Origin of the sequence: Pseudomonas rhodesiae (assembly GCF_013285305.1) — a bacterium.
In the GTDB taxonomy this organism is placed as follows: domain Bacteria; phylum Pseudomonadota; class Gammaproteobacteria; order Pseudomonadales; family Pseudomonadaceae; genus Aquipseudomonas; species Aquipseudomonas rhodesiae.
In genome coordinates, this window is the sequence record NZ_CP054205.1 from 3,593,508 (window position 1) to 3,616,684 (window position 23,177).

23 protein-coding genes and 1 tRNA gene are annotated in these 23,177 nt (G+C 60.5%); 11 read left to right on the top strand and 13 right to left on the bottom strand.

What is annotated here, in order from left to right:
- Positions 1–11: 11 nt before the first annotated feature.
- Complete coding sequence (locus HRH33_RS16150; protein WP_034098518.1) at positions 12–479, bottom strand: GNAT family N-acetyltransferase; 468 nt, start codon at positions 477–479, stop codon at positions 12–14.
- Between the two features lie 357 nt (positions 480–836).
- Between HRH33_RS16150 and HRH33_RS16155 the strand changes: the two genes are divergently transcribed.
- Entirely contained in the window at positions 837–1,328 is a 492-nt protein-coding gene (locus HRH33_RS16155; protein ID WP_167417459.1) for a GNAT family N-acetyltransferase, read from the top strand.
- 17 nt (positions 1,329–1,345) lie between these two features.
- On the top strand, positions 1,346–1,771 hold the full coding sequence (locus HRH33_RS16160; protein WP_034138547.1) for a GNAT family N-acetyltransferase: 426 nt from the start codon (positions 1,346–1,348) through the stop codon (positions 1,769–1,771).
- 14 nt (positions 1,772–1,785) lie between these two features.
- Here HRH33_RS16160 and HRH33_RS16165 read toward each other — a convergent pair whose 3' ends face one another.
- Complete coding sequence (locus tag HRH33_RS16165) at positions 1,786–2,985, bottom strand: TPM domain-containing protein (RefSeq protein WP_167417458.1); 1,200 nt, start codon at positions 2,983–2,985, stop codon at positions 1,786–1,788.
- 127 nt (positions 2,986–3,112) lie between these two features.
- Here HRH33_RS16165 and HRH33_RS16170 point away from each other — a divergent pair, with 127 nt between their 5' ends.
- Both HRH33_RS16170 and HRH33_RS16175 read left to right on the top strand, forming a co-directional pair.
- The gene (locus HRH33_RS16170; protein WP_167417457.1) at positions 3,113–3,928 is read left to right on the top strand and encodes an alpha/beta fold hydrolase; all 816 of its coding nucleotides are present in this window, start codon (positions 3,113–3,115) and stop codon (positions 3,926–3,928) included.
- Positions 3,918–5,060, top strand: a complete 1,143-nt coding sequence (locus tag HRH33_RS16175) for a PAS domain-containing sensor histidine kinase (protein ID WP_167417456.1) — start codon at positions 3,918–3,920, stop codon at positions 5,058–5,060. Before HRH33_RS16170 ends, HRH33_RS16175 begins: the two co-directional genes overlap by 11 nt.
- On the opposite strand, the gene dapF is transcribed toward HRH33_RS16175, so the two are convergent.
- Positions 5,048–5,851, bottom strand: coding sequence for a diaminopimelate epimerase (dapF, locus tag HRH33_RS16180; RefSeq protein WP_167417455.1), 804 nt, complete (start codon positions 5,849–5,851; stop codon positions 5,048–5,050). The genes HRH33_RS16175 and dapF overlap by 13 nt on opposite strands.
- A 79-nt stretch (positions 5,852–5,930) precedes the next feature.
- Here dapF and HRH33_RS16185 point away from each other — a divergent pair, with 79 nt between their 5' ends.
- Entirely contained in the window at positions 5,931–6,431 is a 501-nt protein-coding gene (locus HRH33_RS16185) for a P-loop nucleotide/nucleoside kinase family protein (protein WP_167417454.1), read from the top strand.
- 166 nt (positions 6,432–6,597) lie between these two features.
- Here the strand turns inward: HRH33_RS16185 and HRH33_RS16190 are convergent, their stop codons facing one another.
- Positions 6,598–8,199, bottom strand: coding sequence for a L,D-transpeptidase family protein (locus tag HRH33_RS16190; protein WP_167417453.1), 1,602 nt, complete (start codon positions 8,197–8,199; stop codon positions 6,598–6,600).
- A gap of 38 nt (positions 8,200–8,237) precedes the next feature.
- Here HRH33_RS16190 and HRH33_RS16195 point away from each other — a divergent pair, with 38 nt between their 5' ends.
- A complete protein-coding gene (locus HRH33_RS16195) occupies positions 8,238–8,951 on the top strand; it encodes a murein L,D-transpeptidase catalytic domain family protein (RefSeq protein ID WP_034098532.1) in 714 nt (237 codons plus the stop codon).
- Between the two features lie 30 nt (positions 8,952–8,981).
- Positions 8,982–9,728 (top strand): creatininase family protein, encoded by a 747-nt coding sequence (locus tag HRH33_RS16200; RefSeq protein WP_094065921.1) that lies wholly within the window; start codon positions 8,982–8,984, stop codon positions 9,726–9,728.
- 48 nt (positions 9,729–9,776) lie between these two features.
- Here HRH33_RS16200 and HRH33_RS16205 read toward each other — a convergent pair whose 3' ends face one another.
- Both HRH33_RS16205 and HRH33_RS16210 read right to left on the bottom strand, forming a co-directional pair.
- Positions 9,777–10,118 (bottom strand): hypothetical protein, encoded by a 342-nt coding sequence (locus HRH33_RS16205; protein ID WP_094065920.1) that lies wholly within the window; start codon positions 10,116–10,118, stop codon positions 9,777–9,779.
- A 34-nt stretch (positions 10,119–10,152) separates the two neighbouring features.
- Entirely contained in the window at positions 10,153–10,797 is a 645-nt protein-coding gene (locus tag HRH33_RS16210) for an ATPase (RefSeq protein WP_167417452.1), read from the bottom strand.
- Positions 10,798–10,927: 130 nt separating this feature from the next.
- Here HRH33_RS16210 and HRH33_RS16215 point away from each other — a divergent pair, with 130 nt between their 5' ends.
- On the top strand, positions 10,928–11,200 hold the full coding sequence (locus HRH33_RS16215; protein WP_034098540.1) for a hypothetical protein: 273 nt from the start codon (positions 10,928–10,930) through the stop codon (positions 11,198–11,200).
- On the opposite strand, the gene yfcF is transcribed toward HRH33_RS16215, so the two are convergent.
- Both yfcF and HRH33_RS16225 read right to left on the bottom strand, forming a co-directional pair.
- On the bottom strand, positions 11,175–11,807 hold the full coding sequence (gene yfcF / locus HRH33_RS16220; protein ID WP_173603524.1) for a glutathione transferase: 633 nt from the start codon (positions 11,805–11,807) through the stop codon (positions 11,175–11,177). The two genes, HRH33_RS16215 and yfcF, sit on opposite strands and share 26 nt — an antisense overlap.
- Before the next feature lie 94 nt (positions 11,808–11,901).
- The gene (locus tag HRH33_RS16225; RefSeq protein ID WP_034114329.1) at positions 11,902–12,456 is read right to left on the bottom strand and encodes a DUF924 family protein; all 555 of its coding nucleotides are present in this window, start codon (positions 12,454–12,456) and stop codon (positions 11,902–11,904) included.
- Positions 12,457–12,580: 124 nt separating this feature from the next.
- On the opposite strand from HRH33_RS16225, the gene HRH33_RS16230 reads away from it, so the two are divergent.
- Positions 12,581–13,735: an acetyltransferase domain-containing protein gene (locus tag HRH33_RS16230; protein WP_167417450.1), complete on the top strand. Its 1,155-nt coding sequence runs from the start codon at positions 12,581–12,583 to the stop codon at positions 13,733–13,735.
- A 55-nt stretch (positions 13,736–13,790) separates the two neighbouring features.
- Here HRH33_RS16230 and metE read toward each other — a convergent pair whose 3' ends face one another.
- Together metE and HRH33_RS16240 are read right to left on the bottom strand one after the other, a co-directional pair.
- Positions 13,791–16,079, bottom strand: a complete 2,289-nt coding sequence (metE, locus tag HRH33_RS16235; protein WP_167417449.1) for a 5-methyltetrahydropteroyltriglutamate--homocysteine S-methyltransferase — start codon at positions 16,077–16,079, stop codon at positions 13,791–13,793.
- A gap of 117 nt (positions 16,080–16,196) precedes the next feature.
- The gene (locus tag HRH33_RS16240; RefSeq protein ID WP_167417448.1) at positions 16,197–16,862 is read right to left on the bottom strand and encodes a DUF2268 domain-containing putative Zn-dependent protease; all 666 of its coding nucleotides are present in this window, start codon (positions 16,860–16,862) and stop codon (positions 16,197–16,199) included.
- Between the two features lie 184 nt (positions 16,863–17,046).
- On the opposite strand from HRH33_RS16240, the gene HRH33_RS16245 reads away from it, so the two are divergent.
- Both HRH33_RS16245 and HRH33_RS16250 read left to right on the top strand, forming a co-directional pair.
- On the top strand, positions 17,047–18,144 hold the full coding sequence (locus HRH33_RS16245; protein WP_034098549.1) for a carboxynorspermidine decarboxylase: 1,098 nt from the start codon (positions 17,047–17,049) through the stop codon (positions 18,142–18,144).
- A 28-nt stretch (positions 18,145–18,172) separates the two neighbouring features.
- Positions 18,173–19,417, top strand: a complete 1,245-nt coding sequence (locus tag HRH33_RS16250; RefSeq protein ID WP_034098551.1) for a saccharopine dehydrogenase family protein — start codon at positions 18,173–18,175, stop codon at positions 19,415–19,417.
- 168 nt (positions 19,418–19,585) lie between these two features.
- Here the strand turns inward: HRH33_RS16250 and HRH33_RS16255 are convergent, their stop codons facing one another.
- The 3 genes from HRH33_RS16255 to HRH33_RS16265 all read right to left on the bottom strand — a co-directional run bounded on the left by HRH33_RS16255 (position 19,586) and on the right by HRH33_RS16265 (position 23,029).
- Positions 19,586–21,859 (bottom strand): hypothetical protein, encoded by a 2,274-nt coding sequence (locus HRH33_RS16255; protein WP_167417447.1) that lies wholly within the window; start codon positions 21,857–21,859, stop codon positions 19,586–19,588.
- A 52-nt stretch (positions 21,860–21,911) separates the two neighbouring features.
- Positions 21,912–21,986, bottom strand: a tRNA-Leu gene (locus HRH33_RS16260).
- A 263-nt stretch (positions 21,987–22,249) separates the two neighbouring features.
- On the bottom strand, positions 22,250–23,029 hold the full coding sequence (locus HRH33_RS16265) for an IclR family transcriptional regulator (protein ID WP_034098552.1): 780 nt from the start codon (positions 23,027–23,029) through the stop codon (positions 22,250–22,252).
- Positions 23,030–23,177: the final 148 nt, after the last annotated feature.

Genomic DNA, 23,177 nt, shown 5'->3' on the forward strand with positions numbered 1-23,177 from the left:
AGGCCATCGGTTCAGCCAACCCGCTTCTTCATCGGGATACACGCCAACTGCAACCCCGACGGTGAGTGGTAAATGGCCTGTTCATCCCCGACATAACCACATGCTCGATAGAAACTCGCGGCGTTCAACGTCGCATCCAGCACCACCTCTTCAATCGCCAGTTCCCGCGCGAGACTTTCAAGGTGATCCAGCATCGCCTTGCCATAGCCACGCCCGGTGAAAGCGGGCAACACGAACAGCGCACCGATTTCGTTGTTGTCCAGGTCAAGCATGCCGGTGGCGACAGGCTCGTCGTTGAACCAGCCCAGATAAAACGATTTGTCCATCAGTGCGCTGTAGCCGTCCTCAGCGTTGCCACGCGTCCAGAGTGCCATTTGTTCAGCGGTGTAGGCGCCGACGCATTGGCTGCGGATGGCTTCGCGGCGGATGTCAAACGCGGCATCGGCATCGTTGAGGGTGGCGCATTTTATTTCCAGCATGAGGTCCTTCCTTCATACGTATTCATACCCGCTCGGGTGAATGAATAACGGTCGCTATCCGTGCGTAGTTGGTAAGCTTGGTTTCGCCAATGGTATGCGGCGCGGGTTCAGTGATAGATGCGCTGACCGACACGCCGCCATCGGGGGCAAGCCCCCTCCCACATTGGTATCACGGTTACCGTCAGGTTTCACACTGCCTGCTTGACGTCGACGACCATGGCCAAAATCGTCGGAAAAGTATCCGTTACCATGCTTGACGCGAACAAGCCCCTTCCCATTTTTTGAGCCCTGTTCAGCGCAGAGGCCCAGCGAGGCCGCTATGATGTGGCCTTTCGCTCAATGTCCCAGGAAACACCCATGCCTGCCCTAACCCTGCGCAACGCCCTCCCCACTGATGCCGCTCGCTGCTATGCAATCGAAATCGCCGCCTACGAAGGCGACGAAGCCGCGACGCTGGAAAAGATCGCCACGCGCATTGCGCAGTACCCCCAGGGTTTTCTGATCCTGGAGGCGGATGGCGAGGTGGTGGGGTTTATCAACAGCGGCTGCGCCCATCAGGTGGTGATGTCGGACGAGGCGTTCAAGGAGTTGGTTGGCCATGCGCCCGAGGCGCCGAATGTGGTGATCATGTCGGTGGTGGTCGACCCGGCACATCAGGGCCACGGCTATTCCAACGTGCTGATGACCGAGTTCGTGCAGCACATGCGCGTCATGGGCAAACAGACGATTCATCTGATGTGCAAAGAGCAGCACGTGCCGCTGTATACGCGCATGGGTTACACCTATGTACGGCCATCGCCTTCGGATCACGGCGGGATGGCGTGGCATGAGATGGTGATGGCGCTGTAATCCAGGGAGGATCGATGATGACCGCACCGCGCATTGAAATCAGCGACCAACCCAACCCCGAAGCCGAGCGCATTCTGGGTGGCGGTCTGGCCGCGTTCAACGAGGCCATTACCGGTTACAACGACCGCGTGCCGCTCACGCTGTTGATCAAAGATCCGGACACCCAGCAAATCCTTGGCGGCATCAGCGGTAAAACCACCCTCGGCATGGCGTTCCTCGATCTGTTTCACCTGCCCGACTCACTGCGCGGTGCCGGGTTGGGCCGGCAGTTGCTGCAGGCTTTCGAGGATGAAGCCCGGCGCCGAGGCTGCCGGCAGGCGGTGCTGTATACCCTCAGTTTCCAGGCGCCGGGGTTCTACGAAAAACACGGGTGGGTGCGGTTTGGCGAGATCCCGTGTGACCCCGTCGGCAGTAGCCGGGTGTTCTTGTCCAAGACCCTGTGAACGCTGGCGTGACTTCACCAACTCCCCGACGCCCCGCCACCGCCGCTGGAACCGCCACCACCGGATGAACTGCTGCTGGAACTTGAACTCGAACTGGAGCTGCTGGAGCTTGACCCGCCACCCGACCCGGTCCCCGCGCTGCTTTGGATAAACACAAACAGCGCCAGAAACGATGCGATCGGCACCGCGATCAGCCAGCCCTGGGCGCCTTGCCCCAGCAGCAGCCCCGCCGCTGCGTAGATCGCCGCCACCGCAAACAATCGCAGCAGAAACCCGCGCGGGCTGTTCTTCCAGGAAGCCTTGATCAGCAGAAACAGCAGCACGTACAACCCCAGGACCACCAGGCCACCCAGCGGCCACGCCAGCCAATGGACATAACTGAGGTCCACAAACCGGTTCGCTATCACCACCCCGAGGATATAGGTCAACAGCCCTATCACAGCGTAGAAGGCTGCGCGCGCCAGCCACAATGCACCGAACGTCGCGCCGCCGATCAACAGGGTCAGCGGCACCACCAGCAGGTACATAGGCCATTCGCGGCCACCGGCAAAGATCGCCAATCCGATGGTAATCACCAGTGTGGCGATCAGCGCAGCGCGCCAACCTACCTTGCGCGCCGCGATCAGCACACCACCGATGGCGCCGAGGATAAATGCCAGCAACACCGCGATAGCGCCGGGCGCAATGGCGGTATCGGCGACCGCGGGCAGATCGCCGCCATCCACTAATGTGATCAGGTCATCGACCGCTTGTTGTATCCCGCCTGCATAGTCGCCCTGGCGAAAAGCCGGGGTGATATGTTCCGCGATGATGCGGTGCGCCAGCAGGTCGGTGACCGTGCCTTCAAGGCCATAGCCCACTTCGATGCGCACCTTGCGATCGTCCTTGGCCACCAGCAACAGGATGCCATCGTTAACGTCCTTGCGCCCCAGCTTCCAGGCGCGGAACAGTTGATTGGTATAGTCCTCAAGGTCCGCGCCGCCTAGGGTGGGCACCAACAGCACGGCGACTTGCGCGCCTTTGCGCTGTTCCAAGTCAGCCAATTGTTGCTTGAGGCGGGCGGTAGTAGCGGCGTCCAAGGTATCGGTCAGGTCGATCACCCGCTGGTCCAAGGCGACGCCGATGGGAGAAGTCTCGGCGCGAACGGTCAGCAACAGGCTGGCACACACAAGCACCAGCAGACTCAAAAGTGTTTGCCGCAACCGACGCATCATATTTGTTACCTGAGGTTTCTTCCTGAAGACGCCGACTTTACTCCATCGGCGCTATAACGCGTGACCCAAAGCGCTTGACTATCTAAACTGGCCGCCAATAGCGATACGCCATAATCTTGAGATGCCCATGGATCTACGTCACCGCAACAACGTCAACGTCATGGGCAACGGGACCTCGACCCTGGTGTTCTCCCACGGTTTCGGCTGCAACCAGGCCATGTGGAACGACTTGGCGCCGCCGTTTCTAGAGCACTTTCGCGTAGTGCTCTATGACTTGGTGGGCGCGGGCCTGTCGGACCTGAGCGCGTTCGACAAGACCAAGTACGGCACGCTGGACGGCTACGCCCACGACTTGAACGAGATTATCGACGCCTATGCCGAGGGCCCGGTGATTCTGGTCGGGCATTCGGTCAGTGCAATGATCGGCACCCTCGCCGACCGCCTGGCGCCAGGGCGTATCGCGGCCCATGTGATGATCGGCCCGTCGCCGCGCTATATCGATACGGACGGTTACGTGGGCGGTTTCAAGCGCAGCGATATCGATGAGCTGCTCGACACCCTCGACAGCAACTACCTGGGCTGGTCCAGCGCCATGGCCCCGGTGATCATGGGCGCGCCGGGGCAACCGGCACTCAGCGACACCCTGACCGACAGCTTTTGCCGCACCGAGCCGGATATCGCCAAGCACTTCGCACGGGTGACGTTCACCTCGGACAACCGCCAGGACGTGATCGGCCTGGCCACCCCGGTGTTGATCCTGCAATCCAGCGATGACCTGATCGCCCCGGTGGCGGTGGGCAAGTACCTGCACAGCGTGATGCCCAACAGCACGTACTGCCTGGTGGACAACGTCGGCCACTGCCCGCATATGAGCGCCCCCCAAGCGTGCGCGGCGGCCATGCAGGGTTTCCTGGCGCCGTGGACGGCCACCCGTGCCGGCTGAGTTATTCGACAGCGCCGCGTGTGCCCTGGCCGTTACCGGCGAAGACGGCACGATCCTCAAGGCCAATGCGCGGTTCGGCGATTGGCTGGGGTTCAGTATTGCCGAGCTGTGCACGCGCAGGTTTCAGGACCTGCTGACCATGGGTGGGCGAATTTTCCACCAGACCCATCTGGCCCCTATGCTGCGCATGCACGGCAGCGTCACCGAAGTGAAACTGGACATCCTGCACCGCGATGGCCACAAGGTGACTGTGCTGCTCAACGGCAATAAACGCCAGCAGGCCGATGAGGTGGTCTACGACCTGGCGCTGTTCGGCACCACCGACCGCGACAAATACGAACGCGAACTGCTGAACGCCCGCAACCTGGCCGAAGCGTTGCTGCAGGAAAAAACCTCCACCGAACTGGCCTTGCAGAATGCCCAGGCGGAGCTGAAGCAGGCCTATGCTATCTCCCAGCGACGTGCGGTGTTCGCCGAACAAATGATGGCGATCGTCAGCCACGACCTGAAAAACCCGCTGACCGCGATTCGCATGGCCTCGGACTTTCTCAGCCGCAACGAGCGCACCGTCAAGGAGCGTCAGCTGTTGGGGCATATCGGCCAATCCTCAGAACGCGCCCAGCGCATGATCGCCGACCTGCTGGATTTCACCCAGGCGCGGGTCGGCCACGGCATCGTGATCAAAGCCGCGCCACTGGACCTGCACAACGTGATTCATCGCGCGGTGGATGAACTGCGTGTGGCCTTCCCCAAGGCCACCCTGGTGCATTGCACCGAAGGCGCGGGCGAGACGTGCCTGGACGCCGACCGCGTGCAGCAAATCATCGGCAACCTGGTGGCCAACAGCGTGGCCTATGGCGATCTACAGCAGCCCATCACCATCACCTCGTGCCTGGACAATGGCGCAGGCGCGGTATCCGTGCATAACCACGGCGCGCCGATCCCTCAAGTCTTGCTGGCCGGGCTGTTCGAACCGATGACCCGCGGCACCGACCAAGGCAGTGATGTGCGCAGCGTAGGTCTGGGTTTGTACATCGTGCGCGAATTGGCCAAGGTGCATGGCGGCGATGTGACGGTAAGTTCCTGCGCGACCGCCGGCACTACGTTTACGGTGACGTTTCAGAACACGTAGGCGTTGCCCTGCATGACCGGCTCGACACTGCCGGTCAACACCACTGCGCCTCTCCCGTCCCAATCGACCCTGACCGTGCCGCCATCGCATTGCACCTGCACCCTGCTGTCCAGCAAACCACGGCGGATACCATTGACCACTGCCGCACAACAGCACGTTCCCGAGCCCAACGGCACGCCGCCGCCGCGCTCCCAGATACGCAGGCGGATGTGGCCACGGTTGAGCACCTGGACGAAATGTACGTTGGTTCCCGCCGGGAATAATGGATGCTGCTCCAGCTCCGGACCCGCAACGGCCGGGTCGACGGCGAGGATATCCGCCACGAAAAACGTGCAATGCGGGTTGCCCATGCTGCACGCCGCCGGGCGCCCTTCGAGCGGTAAGTCAAGGGTGTCCAGGGCTTCGGCCAACGGTACTGCTGCCCACTCCAGCGACGGCGGCCCCATGCTTACCGACACCCGCCGCCCTGCCTCGCGCGTGCAAGTGAGCAAGCCGCGATCGGTCCGCAGCACAATCGAGTCACTGCCGGCTTCATGCATCAAACGGTCGGCCACCCCTCGCGTCGCACTGCCGCAGGCTTGCAAGGCCGTGCCATTGGCATTCCAGAATTTGACGCGTGCGGCGGCGTCATCGCAGTCCAGCAGCACGGCCAGTTGATTGAAGCCGATGCCGGTATGACGATTGCCCAAACGCCGAGCGATCTGCGCGGTAATGGGGTCGTCCAGACCCCGGCGGTCGATGATGATGAAGTCATCACCCAGGGCGTGCATTTTCACGAAAGGTAGAGTCACGGGCTGTCCTGAGGTCGACCGCAGAGGGAACCTGAGGATACCCTGAAGCCGCCGCCTTGACCTATCGAAGGACCGAACCATGCTTATCGTCTTCAGCGGATTGCCCGGCACCGGCAAGACCACCCTGGCCTATGAACTGGCGCGGCGGCTCAACGCGGTTCACCTGCGGATCGATGTGATCGAGCAGGCCATTCGCGATGCCGGGGTGCTGGCGGGCGATGTGGGCAGCAGCGGTTACGGTGTGGCCAATGCCGTGGCGTTGAGCAATCTGCGCTTGGGCCATTGTGTGATCGCGGACGGTGTCAACCCCGTGCGGGAAAGCCGCGCCGCTTGGCAAACGGTAGCCCTGGCGGCGGGCGTCGAGTTAGTGGACGTACAGGTGATTTGCTCTGACCGACAAGAACATCAACGCCGGGTTGAATGCCGTACGGGGGATATCCCCGGCCTGACGCCACCCACCTGGCGGTCGGTGATGGCCCATGAGTACGAAGCCTGGGCGCAGGCGCCATTGAGCGTTGACACGGCGAACCTATCGGCAGCCGAGGCGGTTGAAAGGCTGCTCGCTCATCTGGGGCGATAAGTGGAATCGCGCTGGTGTTTTTGGGGCTGCTGCGCCACCCAGCGCGGGGCAAGTCCGCTCACCCCATAAAGCCACCCTAAGCACGCTTTTGCCGTGAGCTTTTAGGTGGCGAGCGGGCTTGTGGAATCGTCGCACCGCCCGCGCGAGGGCGCGAAGCGGCCCTGTATCAGAGCACGCTGCCCATCGCCTTCATCAGCACCGGGTCGCGCCCGTAGATATCCGGCGCGTACACCAGCCCGCCTTGACGATCCACTTCCACGGTCCAGTAACTCAACAGCACCGGCACGGGAGTGGCCAGGCGGAATTCGTGGGTCACGCCGGTGGCCAGCAGTTCGTCGGTGCGAGCGCGCTCGGCAGGACTGACCAGCAGGTCGCGCAGCAGCAACGGTTGTTCAACCCGCACGCAGCCGGAGCTGAACGCGCGCGGGCCCTTGGTGAACAGCGGCTGGCTGGGGGTGTCGTGCAGGTACACCGAGTAGGGATTGGGAAAGCGCATCACGATTTTGCCCAGCGGATTGCGCGGACCGGCTTCCTGGCGCAGCAGGATATTGCCGGGGCGCGCCCAGTCGATCTGGTCCGGCGTCAGCGGGTGGCCTTCGGCATCGAGCACTTGCAGGTTCTGCTGGCGCAGGTATTCGGGGTTGAGGCGAATGGCCGGGAGCTTGTCCTCGCGCATGATAGTGGGCGGGATGGTCCAAGTGGGGTTGAGGGTCAAGCGGGTGATGCGCGACTTGAGCAACGGTGTCTGGCGCTCGGCGCGCCCCACCTGCAGACGGGTTTGCCACACGGGGATGCCGCTCTGGTACACGCTCAGTTGCGCAGCAGCGACGTTGACCAGCACGCCTTCGGGTTCCAGGTCCTGGGCCAGCCAGCGGAAGCGTTCGAGGTTGATGCGCAACTGCTCGCGCCGTACCGCCGGGCTGATATTGAGTTCGGCCACGGTGCCGGCGCCGATCACGCCATCGGCCTGCAATGAATGGCTGAGCTGAAAGGCTTTGACCGCGTCTACCAGTTCCGCGCGGTACTGCTTGCCGCCCCCCTTGGGTTCAGCGGCCAGGTAGCCGCCACTAAAGAGACGCCGTGCCAGCTCCGGTACTCGCGCGTCTTCCATGCCAGGGCGCAACAACGGGCCGCTGCCCACCGGGTCCCAATGGGGCAAGGGTTGCTGACGCACGCTGGCGTAGGCATTGCGCAGGCTGCGGTAGAGGTCGGCGCTGGGACGCGCTTGGTCGAAGGCTTGCGCCATGTCGTGCAGGCCCAATGCAGCGAAGGCCAACACCTCGGCATTCGGATCGCCGCTCGGCGGCTGCGCGTGCCACAGCGGCTCGAAGCGCGATTGCTGCAAGCGCCCGTAGTGCAAATCCTGTAGGGCTTGCAGATAGTGGCGGCTGCTGTCGATATCGCTGCACAGCACGTTGGCCGTGGCATCTACGGTTGGCAGGCTATAGTGGGAAGGGTCCAGGCCGTCGTCGGCGAGCAGTTGCAGTTGGGCATGCAAGGCTTGGCGACGGGCTTCGTCGGACCACAACGCGACATCGCCCTGCTGCTGATAAAAGGCTTGCAAACGCAGTTGCGCGGCGGCGTCGATCTGCGGCGCCAGGCCAGGGCAGACACTGGGCAACTGTGCCAGCGCCTGTTGCACGGGGGCCAGGTCGATCGGCGCCGGCGTGGTCACCGGCAAGGGTTCAACGGGCAGCGCTTCGGCCGTGGCGACCAGTGGTGCAACGAGCAAGCAAATGCTCAAGTAACATGCGTGTTTTTTGAACAATGCCTTAGCTCCAATCCACAGTGGGGGAAGTACTGTAGATGCTGACTTTTATGTGCCGCCTCGGCCTGATCACCGCAAGCCTGGCTGTGTTGAGTACATCTGTGCTCGCCGCCGACGGCAACGTTCCTTCCTTGTATAGCAGCCTGGCGCGCTCGGCTCCAGAACTCAATCCCACTGTGCTCAAAAGCGCCCTGAACGCTGTGCAATGCGCGGTCAATAATGGCGAAGAACGTTCCGAACGCCTGGCCGTGATCGATTATTCCCAACCTTCGACCGCCCGTCGCCTGTGGATCTTCGACCTGCGCAAGAAAACCCTGCTGCTGCGCGACCTGGTGGCCCACGGCGCCAAGTCCGGGGAAAACTTCGCCACGCAGTTCTCCAACCTTGAAGGCAGCCATCAATCCAGCCTGGGCCTGTTCCGCACTCAGGAGAGTTACCTGGGCACCCACGGCTATTCGCTGCGCATGGATGGCCTGGAGCCGGGCTTCAATGACTCAGCCCGCGACCGCGCCATTGTGATTCATGCCGCCGACTACGTCAGCCCGCTGTGGAGCAAGCGCGAAGGCCGTATCGGTCGCAGCCAGGGTTGCCCGGCCGTCCGCCCGCAAGTGGCGCGTCAAGTGGTGGACAAGCTCAAGGACGGGCAGTTCATGTTTTCGTGGTATCCCGACCAGCGCTGGTTGAAGTCCTCGACCTACCTCAATTGCAAACCCCAGCAGGTGGCCAGTAGTCGTACAATCCGTGGCGGTTAGCCTGTCCCCACCGATTAGAGAGAGCACTCAATGCTTCTACATAAGTCCACCTGGATCGAGATCGAGCAGTTTCTACAGCGCAGCCGCACGGTGGTGGTGCCCATCGGTTCCAACGAGCAACACGGCCCCACCGGCCTGCTGGGCACCGACTGGATGTGCCCGGAAATCATCGCCCATGAAGCGCAACGGCACGCCGATCTGCTGATCGGCCCCACGTTCAATATCGGTATGGCCCAGCACCACCTGGGGTTTCCCGGCACCATCTCGCTGCGCCCTTCCACTTTTATCGCTGCGATTGGCGACTGGGTGCGTTCGCTGGCCGGGCATGGTTTCGAGAAGATCCTGTTCTTGAACGGCCATGGCGGCAATATCGCTACCATCGAAGCGGCCTTTTCCGAGCTGTACGCTGAAGCCAGCTTTGCGCGGCGCCCGGCCGGGTTCGCGCTGAAACTGGTGAACTGGTGGGATCTGGAGGGCGTCAACGAGCTGGCCCAGCGTCAGTTCCCGGTCGGCCATGGCAGCCACGCCACACCGTCGGAAATTGCGGTGACCCAATGGGCCTATCCGGACGCAATCAAGACGGCCGAGTACTCGCCACAAATTGCCAACACCGGGCCAATCCGCGAAGCCCTGGACTTCCGCGCGCGCTTCCCCGATGGCCGCATGGGCTCGGACCCGGCACTGGCGACGGTGGAAAAAGGTGGGGAGTTGGTGGCGTTGGCTGCTCAGGGGCTGATCAAAACGGTGGGCCACTTCGCTGACGAAGCCAAACCGTAAATCGCCCTTGGTGAGAGGGGCCAAGCCCCTCTCATCGCCGTCATCGGGTTATTGGCATTCCTTGGCCGCTATCTCCAGCCGCGACGGGGTAATGGTCGATGCCAGCGGCTTGCGCTCATACAAAAACACCTTGGCGCCCTCCCCGGCCTTATAGGCTTCCAGCACATCGTCGGCAGCAATCTTGCTGGTCAACACCACTTTGGCGTGACGGGAATTTTGCGTGACCGTGGAAGAGATGCCGTGTTTTTCCAGCTTGGGCAGCACGCACTGCATATAGCTTTCAGGCGCCTTGGTGGTCTGCAAGGTCAAGCTCGGGGTGTTGGGTGCGGAAACGCATCCGGCCAGTAATACAGAAGCGAAGGCCGTGGCCGGTACGAAAAAAGAGCGCATGAAAAAATCCTGACGATAACAATAAAAGTTCATATCAACCCGCACGAATCAGGGCCTTGAGCGACGCGTCGAACTGCTTGAGGGCATCGAGCTGCACATCGCGCTGCTGTTCGATCTGCGCGGCAATCTCCGGTGCAGCCTTGTCACGCACCCACACCGACGGCACTTGCCGCTGCACCGAGCCTTCGGCTTTGGCGATGTATTGCAGGTTGGCGTCATAGAACCGCGCCACAAACCGCGCTTGGACCTGGTCATTGCGCGGTGTGAGCAACTGATTATGGGTGTCGAGCATCACCACCACATCGGGATGGGCTTGTACCAAGGCGTCCAGAGTGTCGTAAACGGTGACCGAGACAAAACTGCCCTGCAGCGAATGCATCAACCAGTCCATGGCCAGCTCCGGGTCGGAACTATTAACGAACGCCGCACGGATGCGTGAGTCGAGGGCATCCTTGGCGCCATTCAAGGCCATGTCGTGGTAGCGTTCAAGGTAGCTGAGGTTGTCGCGGGTGTAGTCGCTCAGCAAAACACCCACCGATTGCGTAGGCTGCAGAGAGTCTACGCTAGCGTCGATCGGTAGCAAATGGCCTGTACGCAGATCGCCGGCGATTGCGGGGTTGGTGAGCAAGGCAGCGCCGAGCATCAGCAACATTGAACACAGTTGAATTAAAGTCCTCATCGCGCATTTCCCTGAACGGCGTGTCGATGGGGCAATTTTGCGCTTATGCGGCAAAAACAGAACTTGCGTTACGTGATGGTGACTATTATCTGAACCGATAGTGCACCGATAAAACTGTAAGGACTATTCCATGAAGCCCCACCAGAAAACCTTCGACCGCATCCGCGAAGCCGTCCTGCCGGAGTTTCGCGATCGGGTCGCCGATTACCTGGCCGAGTACGAGCAGGTGCTGCAGGATAAGACGGTGGACGCCGACCGTTTCCAGGCCAGCGCCCACCAACTGCGCGGTTACCTGCGCGGTTTGAACACCACGCGGGTGCTGGGCATGGCCGATTGGGAAGACCTCGACCGGCGTGCCGCGCAGTTGACCGAACCGGCTACAGCGCCGGACGTTGCTGATTGACCCACGCCTGTACCGATGGGCGTTGCCATTGGCGCTGCGCATACGCCACCAGCTCGGCAGGCATCGGGTCACCGTTGAGGATCAAGCGGTTGAGCATCACTGCCAAGTCTACATCGGCGATCGACCACTGGCCGAATAGATAATCCGGATTACCCGCCAGCAGCGTCTGGGCCGCCGCGATCAGTTTGGCCGCGGCCGCTTCGGCCACCGGCGACAACGGCGGCATCTTCTGCCCGCAAAACACCACCAGCGTCGAGCGCTCCTGGCGAATCGGCAGTAAATCGCTGCGCAACCATGCCTGCACTTGGCGCGCCTTGGCCCGCTGCTTTGGGTCGGTCGGGTACACCGGCGTGTGCGGGTAGACCTGATCCAGATACTCCGTGATCGCGGAAGACTCCGATAATGCAAAGTCACCCTCAACCAGGGTCGGCACCCGTTGCGTCAGCGACAACCGGGTGTAATCGGCTGCCTGGTTCTGCGCAGCGTCCAGGTCCACGGGAATGGTGTCAAAAGCCAGGCCTTTTTCCCGCAGGGCGACGAACACCGACATGGCGTACGGACTGGTGTAGAGCGAATCGACATAAAGACGCAGCGGTTCGTGGTGCATGGCGATCTCCTTGAAATAAAGCCCACGCTACGAGATCGGCGACGATAAAGACAATGCAGGCTTTTTATGGGGGCATTCCCGGCAGGAATAGCACTTAGCCGGCAAAACCTCCTGCGTCCAGAAACGTCTGTTCCTCCGCGGTAGTGACCCGCGCCAACACGGCATTGCGATGGGGGAAACGCCCAAAACGCTCGATGATGCGCGCGTGTTCCTTGGCCCAGTGATAGGTGCTTGCGTCCAGGTGCTGGTTGAGGTCCAGGGAGCGTTGCTGGTCGGCAGGGTCTTCGGAGTGTTCAAACGGCAAGTAGCAGAATGCCCGCAGGGCCGGCTCTACCTGCTGATCCAGGCCGGCGTCGAGCAGACGCTCTGCATATAGCCGTGCCAGCGGGTCGGTGGCGAACATATGCGCCGTGCCGCGAAAGGCATTGCGCGGGAATTGATCGAGCAGGATCAGCAAGGCCAGCGCACCTTCCGCCGAATCGAGCCAGCCCTCCAGCTCGCGACGAGCGGCTTGCAGATGGGTCGCGTAGAACCTGTCGCGGAATGTGGCATCGAAGGTGTCGTTCTTGGCGAACCAGCGTTTGGGGCCCGCGGTTTTCCAAAAATCAACAACGCTGTGGGGAGTATGGCTGGCTGTTGCGTCATGCAGGGTCACGGTGGCGGCCTCCAGTGAGGGTTGAGCGAATACCGCAGAAGGTATCAGAAGCAGGACGCTGCGCACCTGAATGTTATAGGATAACACTCCGCTTATCTCTACCCTGCGACCCTAGCCCATGACCGACGCCCCTCCCCTGCGCCAACGCCTGCTCTCCATCGACGCCCTGCGCGGCTTGGTGATTCTATTTATGTTGCTCGACCATGTACGCGAGACCTTCTTACTGCACCGCCAGGTCGGCGACCCCATGAACATCGACAGCACTGAGCCGGCGCTGTTTATCAGCCGTACCCTCGCCCACCTGTGCGCGCCGGTGTTTGTGTTGCTGACCGGGCTGTCGGCGTGGTTGTACGGTCAGAAGTACCAGGGACGGCACGACGTGTCCGCGTTTCTGTTCAAGCGCGGGCTGTTTCTGGTGGCGTTGGAATTCACCTTGGTCAACTTCGCCTGGACCTTCCAACTGCCGCCCAGCGTGATCTACCTGCAGGTGATCTGGGCCATCGGCGTAAGCATGCTCGCCCTCGGCGCGCTGGTGTGGTTGCCGCGCCCGCTGTTGATCGTGTTCGCGCTGCTGCTTATCGCCGGGCACAACCTGCTCGATGGTGTGCACTTTGCGCCAGGGTCGGCGCTGCAAACCCTATGGTCGATTCTGCATGAGCGCAGTTGGATCGATGTCAGCGACAACCTGCGCCTGCGCGTCACCTACCCGGTGTTGCCGTGGATCGGCGTGATTGCCCTGGGTTACGGCCTGGGACCGTGGTTTGCCAATGCCACGCCGCCCGGCACCCGTCAGCGTTATCTGCGACTGGCGGGCGTGAGTGCGCTGGTGGGTTTTGTGGTGTTGCGCACCATCAACGGCTACGGCGAAAAGCCGTGGCAGGCGTATGACGCAGGCGTGCAAACAATGATGAGTTTTTTCAATGTGACCAAGTACCCGCCTTCACTGTTGTTTCTGGCGTTGACCCTGGGCATAGGCCTGCTGCTGTTATTGGCGTTTGAACGCGCTGGGCATCGACGCTGGATCGGGGTGTTGGCGGTGATGGGGTCGGTGCCGATGTTCTTTTACCTGCTGCATCTTTATGTGCTGAAGGTGCTGTATATCGCCTGTGTCGCGCTGTTCGGTCTCAACCATGGCAACTACTTCGGCTTCGACTCTGTGGGTGCAGTGTGGCTGCTGGCGTTGATGTTGCCCCTGGCGCTCTACCCGCCCGTGCGCTGGTTCGCCAGGCTCAAGGATCGCCGCCGCGACCTGGCCTGGCTTAAGTACCTTTGAGCTTAAGTACCTTTGATCCGACACAAATCTGGGCGGGGGCAAGCCCCCTCCCCATTCAAGCCAACTCGGCACGCAATTGGCGGGCGGCGGCGACCATATGAATCAACGCCGCCTCCGTCTCCGCCCAACCCCGCGTTTTCAAGCCGCAATCGGGGTTGACCCACAGCCGCTCGGCGGGGATGCGCCGAGCCGCCTTGCGCAGCAGGTTGGCCATCTCCGAAGCATCCGGCACGCGAGGCGAGTGGATGTCATACACGCCCGGGCCAATCTCGTTGGGGTAATCGAAGGCTTCGAAGGCCTCCAGCAGTTCCATGTCCGAACGTGAGGTTTCGATGGTAATCACATCGGCATCCATGGCCGCGATGGACTCGATCACGTCGTTGAACTCGCTGTAGCACATGTGCGTGTGGATCTGGGTTTCATCGCGCACGCCAGCGGCACACAAGCGGAACGCTTCGGTGGCCCAAGCCAGGTAGGACTGCCACTGCGCCTGACGCAACGGCAAGCCTTCACGGAATGCCGCTTCGTCAATCTGCACGATGCGGATGCCCGCGGCTTCCAGGTCCAGCACTTCATCGCCAATCGCCAGGGCCAGTTGCCGAGCCTGCGCTTCGCGGCTCACGTCTTCGCGCGGGAATGACCACATCAGCATGGTCACCGGGCCGGTCAACATGCCTTTCATTACCTTGCGGGTCAGGCCCTGAGCGTAGCGGATCCACTCGACGGTCATGGCGTGCGGACGGCTCAGATCGCCGACAATCACCGCCGGCTTCACGCAACGCGAACCATAGCTCTGCACCCAGCCAAAACGGGTGAACGCATAGCCATCCAGTTGCTCGGCAAAATACTCAACCATGTCGTTACGTTCGGCTTCGCCGTGTACCAGCACGTCCAGCCCGAGGTGTTCCTGCACCTCGACGGCGTGACGAATCTCACTGTGCATGGCTTCGACGTATTCGGCCTCACTCAACTTGCCTTGCTTGTAGGACTGACGCGCCAGGCGAATCGACGCGGTCTGCGGGAATGAACCGATGGTGGTCGTGGGAAACAGCGGTAGATTCAGGCCGGCGCGCTGTTGCTCGATACGCTGGGCAAACGGCAACTGGCGCTGGCTGTCCCTGGCGGTGATGGCCGCCACGCGCGCCTGCACCGCCGGTTTATGGATACGTGGCGACGCCGCGCGAGCGGCCTGCACGGCGCGGCTTTCCGCGAGCGCGGCGCGTACGTTGGCGGCGTCGGGTTGGTCGACTGCCTGGGCCAGCACGGCCACTTCGGCGCATTTCTGTACCGCAAATGCCAGCCAACTTTTCAGCTCGGCATCAAGTTGGTCTTCACGCCCAAGGTCCACCGGGCTGTGCAGCAACGAGCACGACGGCGCCACCCACAACCGATCGCCAAGCCGTTCGTGGGCGTGCTGCAACGTTGCCAGGGCTTTTTCCAAGTCGCAGCGCCAGACGTTGCGGCCGTTGACCACGCCCAGGGACAACACTTTGTAAGCCGGCAAACGGTCGAGGATGGTCGGGTATTGCTCCGGCGCACGTACCAGGTCGATGTGCAAGCCGTCCACCGGCAGGTTGGCGGCCAGGCCGAGGTTTTCCTCCAGGCCACCGAAGTAGGTGGCGAGCAGTTTTTTCAGCGGGTCGCGCTGGATTTGGTTGTAAGCGCGTTCGAAAGCGTTTTTCCACGCCTGCGGCAGGTCGAGCACCAGGATCGGTTCGTCGATCTGTACCCACTCCACCCCCAACTCGGCCAGGCGCTGGAAGATCTGGCCGTACAGGGGCAACAGGCGGTCAAGTAAATCGAGCTTGTCGAATTCGCCGCCCTTGGCTTTGCCCAGCCACAAGTAAGTCAGCGGACCAATGATCACTGGCTTGACGCTGTGGCCCAGCTCGCGGGCTTCCTTGACCTCATCGAACAACTGATCCCAGCCAAGGTGGAAGTGCTGGTCGGCGCTGAACTCAGGCACAAGGTAGTGGTAGTTGGTGTCGAACCACTTGGTCATTTCCTGGGCGTGGGCACCGCCGCAGCAACTGTCGCTGACACCCCGGGCCATGGCGAACAGGGTATGCAGCGTGGCCTGGCCATCGGCAGGGCGAAAGCGCTCGGGGATCACGCCGAACATCAGCGAGTGGGTCAGCACCTGGTCGTACCAGGCAAAATCGCCGGCCGGCAACAGCTCGATGCCCGCCTGTTTCTGCATATCCCAATGGGCCTTGCGCAGGTCGCGGCCAACGGCAAGCAGGCCGGCTTCGTCGAGTTCGCCCTTCCAGAATGCTTCCTGGACTTTTTTCAATTCACGATCGCGTCCAATGCGTGGAAACCCGAGGGAATGTGCGACTGCCATGACGTGCAACTCCAATGCCGTAAGTGATGGCAGGCATTGTCGGCAGACACTGATCGTGAAACAAACTCATTTTATTCTAGATGATCACGAATATAGCTCATGATCAGATACTTGCCATTAGCAACTCAGCAAGCCCTCCTTGAGCCCTACCGCCATCACCTCTTGCGCCGAAACATTGAGCCACGCCTCCACGCCTGGCTCGCCAACCGACGCCAGCCAACGCCCGACCATCTGATACCCCAACGCATACCCCAACCACCGAGGCTTGTCGCCAGTGCCGAAAAACCAGGCGCTATGGTCGTAATACCGCGCCTCAAGTTCACCCATCGGCACAGGCGCGGTTTGCAGCGCTTCAAGGCTGAACGCCCGCTCCCAGGGTTCCGCTGCGCTGCCCAACAGATGCGCCACGAACTGTCCCGCCAGCCCTTCGCTGACCAGCGCTTCTCCCAACGTCCAGCCGTAGCCGGGACCGGCCATGCGCAGGCAGTGATGCACCTCGTGCACAATGTGACGTTGCAGCGCGCCGTTGTGGAGGCTGTGGGCAAAGTACGGGTTGTCGGGGTCCAGGGTCATGGAGAACATCGTGCTGCGGTAGGCCCGTCCGACCAGACCCAGTTCGGCAAGGGTTTCGCCGGGCAGACGCTGGATCAGTACGTCGAGTCGCGGCGGCGGCATCCAGCCAGCAATCGCGCGGTAAGCACTTTCGAATGTCGCGCTCACCTCGCGGCGACACTCGGCCAAGGAGCCCGAGGCTTCCAGCCAGTGCAGTGTCCATGCATCCATTCTCACCTCTCGTCGTCCTGAATCGGTTCCATCATCGAAGGGGCCCATCATACTGACGGCCTGTCATATTGGCAGGCCAGATTAAACGGGGGCGGCAAAATCCGCCCACTAACCTTTCGATCTGTTCCAAGTGCGGGCACAATGCGTGTCCTTTTTTGGCAGGCACCGCCGCAGGCTCTGAAAAATGATCAAAACGCCGTACTACCTCATCGATAAACAGAAGCTTCTGGTCAACATGCAGAAGATCGCCTACGTGCGCGAGCAGTCCGGCGCCAAGGCGCTGTTGGCGCTCAAGTGCTTTGCGACCTGGTCGGTGTTCGACCTGATGCAGCAATACATGGATGGCACCACGTCGTCGTCGCTGTATGAGTTGAAGCTCGGCCGCCAGAAGTTCGAAGGTGAGGCGCACGCCTACAGCGTGGCCTGGGCCGACGATGAAATCGAAGAGATGCTGGAGAACTGCGACAAGATCATCTTCAACTCCATCAGCCAGTTGCAGCGTTTTGCCGAACGTTCCGAAGGCAAGACCCGCGGCCTGCGAGTCAACCCGCAGGTGAGCAGCTCCGACTACCTGCTGGCCGACCCGGCGCGTCCGTTCAGCCGCCTGGGTGAATGGGACCCGGTGAAGATCGAAGGCGTGATCGAGCAGATCAGCGGCTTCATGTTCCACAACAACTGTGAGAACGGCGATTTCAGCCTGTTCGACAAGATGCTCGGCACCATCGAAGAACGCTTCGGCGCGCTGCTGCACAAGGTCAAGTGGGTCAGCCTCGGCGGCGGCATCCACTTCACCGGCGAAGGCTATGCGCTGGACGCATTCTGCGCACGCTTGAAGGCGTTCTCCGAGAAGTACGGCGTGCAGGTCTACCTGGAACCGGGTGAAGCGGCGATCACCAACAGCGCCTCCCTGGAAGTCACCGTGCTCGACACCCTCTACAACGGCAAACACCTCGCCGTCGTGGACAGCTCCATCGAAGCCCACCTGCTGGACCTGCTGATCTACCGTCTGAACGCCAAGCTTGCGCCAAGCGAAGGCGAACACACCTACATGGTGTGCGGCAAATCCTGCCTGGCCGGGGATATCTTCGGCGAATATCAATTCGATCGTCCGCTGGCCATCGGCGATCGGCTGTCGTTCATCGACACCGCGGGCTACACCATGGTCAAGAAAAACTGGTTCAACGGCCTGAAAATGCCGTCCATCGTAGTGAAACAACTCGACGGTACAGTCGAGGTGGTTCGTGAATTTGGTTACGACGACTACCTGTCCAGCCTTTCGTAAGCTGGCGGATAAAGGAGAGATAAAGCAATTGAAAAAGAACGTTCTTATCATTGGTGCAGGAGGTGTCGCCAAGGTGGTGGCCCACAAGTGCGCGCAGCACAACGACGAACTCGGTCGTATTGCTATCGCGTCGCGCAACATCTCCAAATGCCAGGCCATCATCGACAGCGTCAAGGCCAAGGGTAGCCTGAAGGTTCCCGCCGATATCCAAGCCTTCGCGCTGAACGCCCTGGACGTGGAAGCGACCAAGGCCCTGATCCGCGAGACCGAATCGCAGATCGTCATCAACGTCGGTTCCGCGTTCCTCAACATGTCGGTCCTGCGTGCCTGCATCGACACGGGCGTAGCGTACCTCGACACCGCCATCCACGAAGAGCCGGGCAAGGTCTGCGAGACCCCGCCGTGGTACGGCAACTACGAATGGAACCACCTGCAAGAGTGCCAACAGAAGAACATCACCGCCATTCTCGGCGTGGGCTTCGACCCGGGTGTCGTCAACGCGTATGCCGCGCTGGCGCAGCAACAGCATTTCGACCGCATTGATTCGATCGACATCCTTGACGTCAATGCCGGCTCCCATGGCAAGTACTTCGCCACCAATTTCGACCCGGAAATCAACTTCCGCGAATTCACCGGACAGGTGTGGAGCTGGCAGAACAGCCAGTGGACCAGCAACACCATGTTCGAAGTCAAACGCACCGACGACCTGCCTGTGGTCGGTTCGCAGAATCTGTACCTGACCGGCCACGATGAAGTGCACTCGCTGTCGAAAAACCTCGACGTGCCCAACGTGCGTTTCTGGATGAGCTTCGGCGAGCACTACATCAACGTGTTCACCGTGCTGAACAACCTCGGCCTGCTCTCCGAAAAACCGGTCACCACCGCCGAAGGCCTGGAAGTGGTGCCGTTGAAGGTGGTCAAGGCCGTGCTGCCCGACCCGTCTTCGCTCGCCCCTGGCTACACCGGCAAGACCTGCATCGGCGACCTGGTCAAAGGCACCAAGGACGGCCAGCCGCGTGAGGTGTTCATCTACAACGTCGCCGACCACGAAGAAGCCTTCGCCGAAACCGACAGCCAGGGCATCTCCTACACCGCCGGGGTACCACCGGTAGCCGCCGCGCTGCTGGTAGCCCGTGGCGAATGGGACGTGCAACGCATGGCCAACGTCGAGGAACTGCCGGCCGAACCGTTCCTGAAGGCGCTGGATGTGATGGGCTTGCCGACTCGGATCAAAGACGAGCACGGTGATCGGGCCTGGGATGCAATGGCCTGATAGGCGATAGCGTTCCGAACAAAAAAATGCGCCCGAAGGGGCGCATTTTTTGTTTGGGCGGATACCTCTCTCCAACTGTGGGAGGGGCGGCCTTTGTTATTTCAGGTTCCGGGCCAAATGAGACGCTTGCGAGCAGTTCACACACGTCAGCATCAACCAAATGATTACCTACTGCTCAACGGCCCAGTTTGAGTCAGCGTGCTGCGAAGGCAGTAGCCAGTGACGTGTAGTAGTCCATCCCAGAAACACCCTCGCACCATCGGCTGTTGGTCCCTGCTGAGGCAATACTTCGCCTGCGACGGCCTTACGCAAACCACTCATCAACGGTAGAAATTTTTCTCGGAAAGCCACAGGCTGTGTTGCGAAATAAGCCTCGACAGACCTCAACGCATCTTGGCATTCATATTCGTCAAGCATCGCAAGGTAAAACACCATCTGACGCCAGGCGTAGGCCGTATTCTTGAGCATTATCAACCGAGCATGATAGAGCTCAGTCTGCATTTGGTGCCGTTTGCAGATCCACTCAAAACACGTCTGGACCATGCTTTCTAGTCTAGGCTTCAGTAAAACTTTCAATCCAAGCTCATCAAACAGCAGTGCGAGGTTTTGAGTGGTTAAAATCTGCTGCTGCTCAAGGATGGTGCCATTGGTTGCAGGGTGCCAAGTGCCCAATTTAGCCCCCGCGCGCTTCGCACATAGGGCGGCGAAGGCATCGTTGGAAACTCGCGCATGTCGTCGCCCTGTGGTGACCAGACGGGCCAGTTCATCGGTATCAATCGAGTAGTAACGTGCGTATAGGGTACCTGCTATTCCCCCTCCCGCTCGCCGGGCGTTGTCAGCGAACTTACGTGAGAACTGCCCCATGAAGATATCTGCAGCGACCTCTTCCACGAAGGGAAGATCGAGTCCCGCAGTTTTCGCCAGTGTTCCAAACTCCTGGAGAAGCTTGTTAGGAAGGATGGCATAAGGGAAGGAATGAATCGTCAATGCCGATGATTCAACGAGAGCTTGCCTGGCGGCACTCGCGACACCAACGCCTGACTGTCGATCACCCTCAATTGCAGCAATCCATGGCAACTCACCGAAACCGATCTGGCGCTGAAGGTTCAATAGCAATAACGAACGCCGTCGGCGGAAAGCCTGATAGGTCGAGGCGTAGAGCATCCTTAGTGCTTCGTCGCGTAACCCCGAGCTGCTGAGCTGAGCTGTCATAGCGGGCAGCACCCGTGCGACTGCGTCACCCGAAGTGATGAGTCCATGCTCGATCAATTCGTTGATTGTCCCACTGCGACAGCGTTTAACTCGCCGCTGGATCGCCGCGGGTATCGCTACACATCCGCCCGGCGCGCACTCGAAGGCCTCGTCAGCAGTGAGCGGAGCGACCAAATCGACAAAATCCGAAATACCACTTTGCGCCGGATACGTGCAGAGACGCTTTGCCACGGCACGCGCAATTAGGTGATGCTCTGGCCCTGCAACCTGGCGAAGCTGATTCGCACGGAACGCAAGGTGAGAGGCCGAATCCGGCGCGCCATGCTTGCGCACGAAGTCATCGACAATTCGCCTTATGCGACCTACCTGACGTCCTGTGAGCGATTCAGCGTCGCGGGCGCATTGCTCGAGCAGAAGAAACAACTCCTCCACACGATCGGGGGGGCATTTGTTGAGTCCAAGGCTTTTATAACGCGTATCCAATTCGGCTGCCTGCTCGCGCCACTGAGCCGGATAACTGCGGCACGGCCAGCCAGCCTGATAAGTCAGGAGGAAATGCGCAACGGCTGAATCATATAGGGGCAGACGGGCTTCAATACTCAGTTTCTGAGCAACGATCTGAGTGCGAGGCGGCAGGTTCGAAAGCAATTCCTTGACCTCACCGGCATCAACTATGTGAACCTGTGTGGCTGAAACCGGGAGCTGTCCGGAAATTGACGGAAAGAAACGCAATCGATCGAAGAAGGGAGCAATCAGGTCTATCAGTGCCCTGGCTTCATCGTTGCGCTGTTGGCCTGACAGCCAGGCCACTGTCAGTAACGCGGCCTCTTCCGGCACATCAACTCTATAGTCACAAGTGCTCAGACGCTGGTGTAGAGCATCAAGGCCATCATCCGTCAGGTGCCAGGCATTGATGTCCAACCGCTCGAACCCCGGGCGGATACCAGGAATAGAGGCGGCCAATTCCCGCTCATAGTCAGTCAATTCACCACCGGCCAAAAGATTGCCGGTGGCAAAGCCCCCCTTAACGACTTCCAGCGTAACCCAGGCGGGAAGTCCGGCAATCGGAGCGCGCGAGCCGTACTCAGCGGTGCCTTGCAGCATGTGCGTAATTACCTGCTGCCACTGTGAAATACGTCTGCCGGCATTAAAACGAGCAAGGGGACCGCAATTTTTATCGTGCGCAATCAGCGCTTTGGACAGTTGGAAAACCGCATAACCTGCGCCCATACCAGTTACCCTGTGTGCTCTGGGCATGCGTCCAGATTGCCTTGCAATGTGATGGGTCCGGAGGCTGGATTCGAACCAGCGCCCACCCGGTCCTGAGCCGAGTGTTCTACCGCTGAACTACTCCGGAACAGCGGGCGCATTGTCTGGCAATGGCTGAAGAATGTGAAGGTGCGAGGTCATCATTAAATAATGGCTGACGACCAAGTACGCGGTGGATCAGCAAAGAAGGGTTGGCTGACACATTGCCATCGGGGGCAAGCCCCCTCCCACCTTTGATAATCATTGCCTGGTCTGGATCATACGGCGTACTCAGCCAGGGCAGAAAATCACTCACTGAGTCCTTAACTGACAGGCTTTAGGACAAGCCCTCTCCCGCATCTGCGTTGCCGGTTATTCCAGGTTCCGCGCCGAATTACTCAATGCCCGCGAACACTGCAACAGCGCAGGCGCCAACTGCCGCTCCGCGTCCGCCCTGCTCCATCGACTGGTCGGCGCCACCACATGCACCGCTGCTACCGGGCGGCCATTGGCACCCAACACGGGCGCGCCGATGGTCATGTCGCCGAGGAACAACTCCTGGGTATTCACCGCGTACCCCTGCTCCCTCACCTGTTCCAGCGACGCCATGATCGCGGCCACATCCGTCAACGTATGGCTGGTGTGTGCAATACGCTGGCTATGCTCGATCAAGCCCAACGCCTCCTGCGCCGGCAGCGCGCTCAAATACGCCCTCCCCGACGCCGTGCAATACATCGGCACCCGCGAGCCGATCGGCATATGCACCGGCACAAAGCCTGAACTGACGAAGCGTGCGATGTAGGTCATGTCGTAGCCTGCCGGTTCGGTCAAGCAGGAGGTTTCGCCGGTCAGCCGCGTCAACTCGGAGAGAAACGGGTTGGCCACCTCAATCAATGAATGCGCATCCAGGTAACTGAAGCCCAGTTCCAATACCCGTGGGGTGAGTTGGTAATGCCGGGTGCGGGAGTGTTTCCGAAGGTAACCCAAGCTTTCGAGGGTAAACACCATGCGTTGGGCCGAGCTTTTGGTCATCCCGGCCGCCTCGGCCACCTCTGCGAGGCTCATGCTGCGGCGCTGGGCGCTGAATGCCTTGAGCACCGACAGGCCTTTTTCCAGGGATTGGTTGTGCAAGCTGTTGCGTTCTTCGGACATGGCGAACTCACGGTCAGGTCAATCAGGCGTGGGCTATTTCTACCTGAAAATACGAAAACAGACCATTAAATATCGCATATCGATACGAATGGTTCATTTTTTCGATTTTATACAGCGCTATGCGATTTATTAGTATCGAAATGGCACA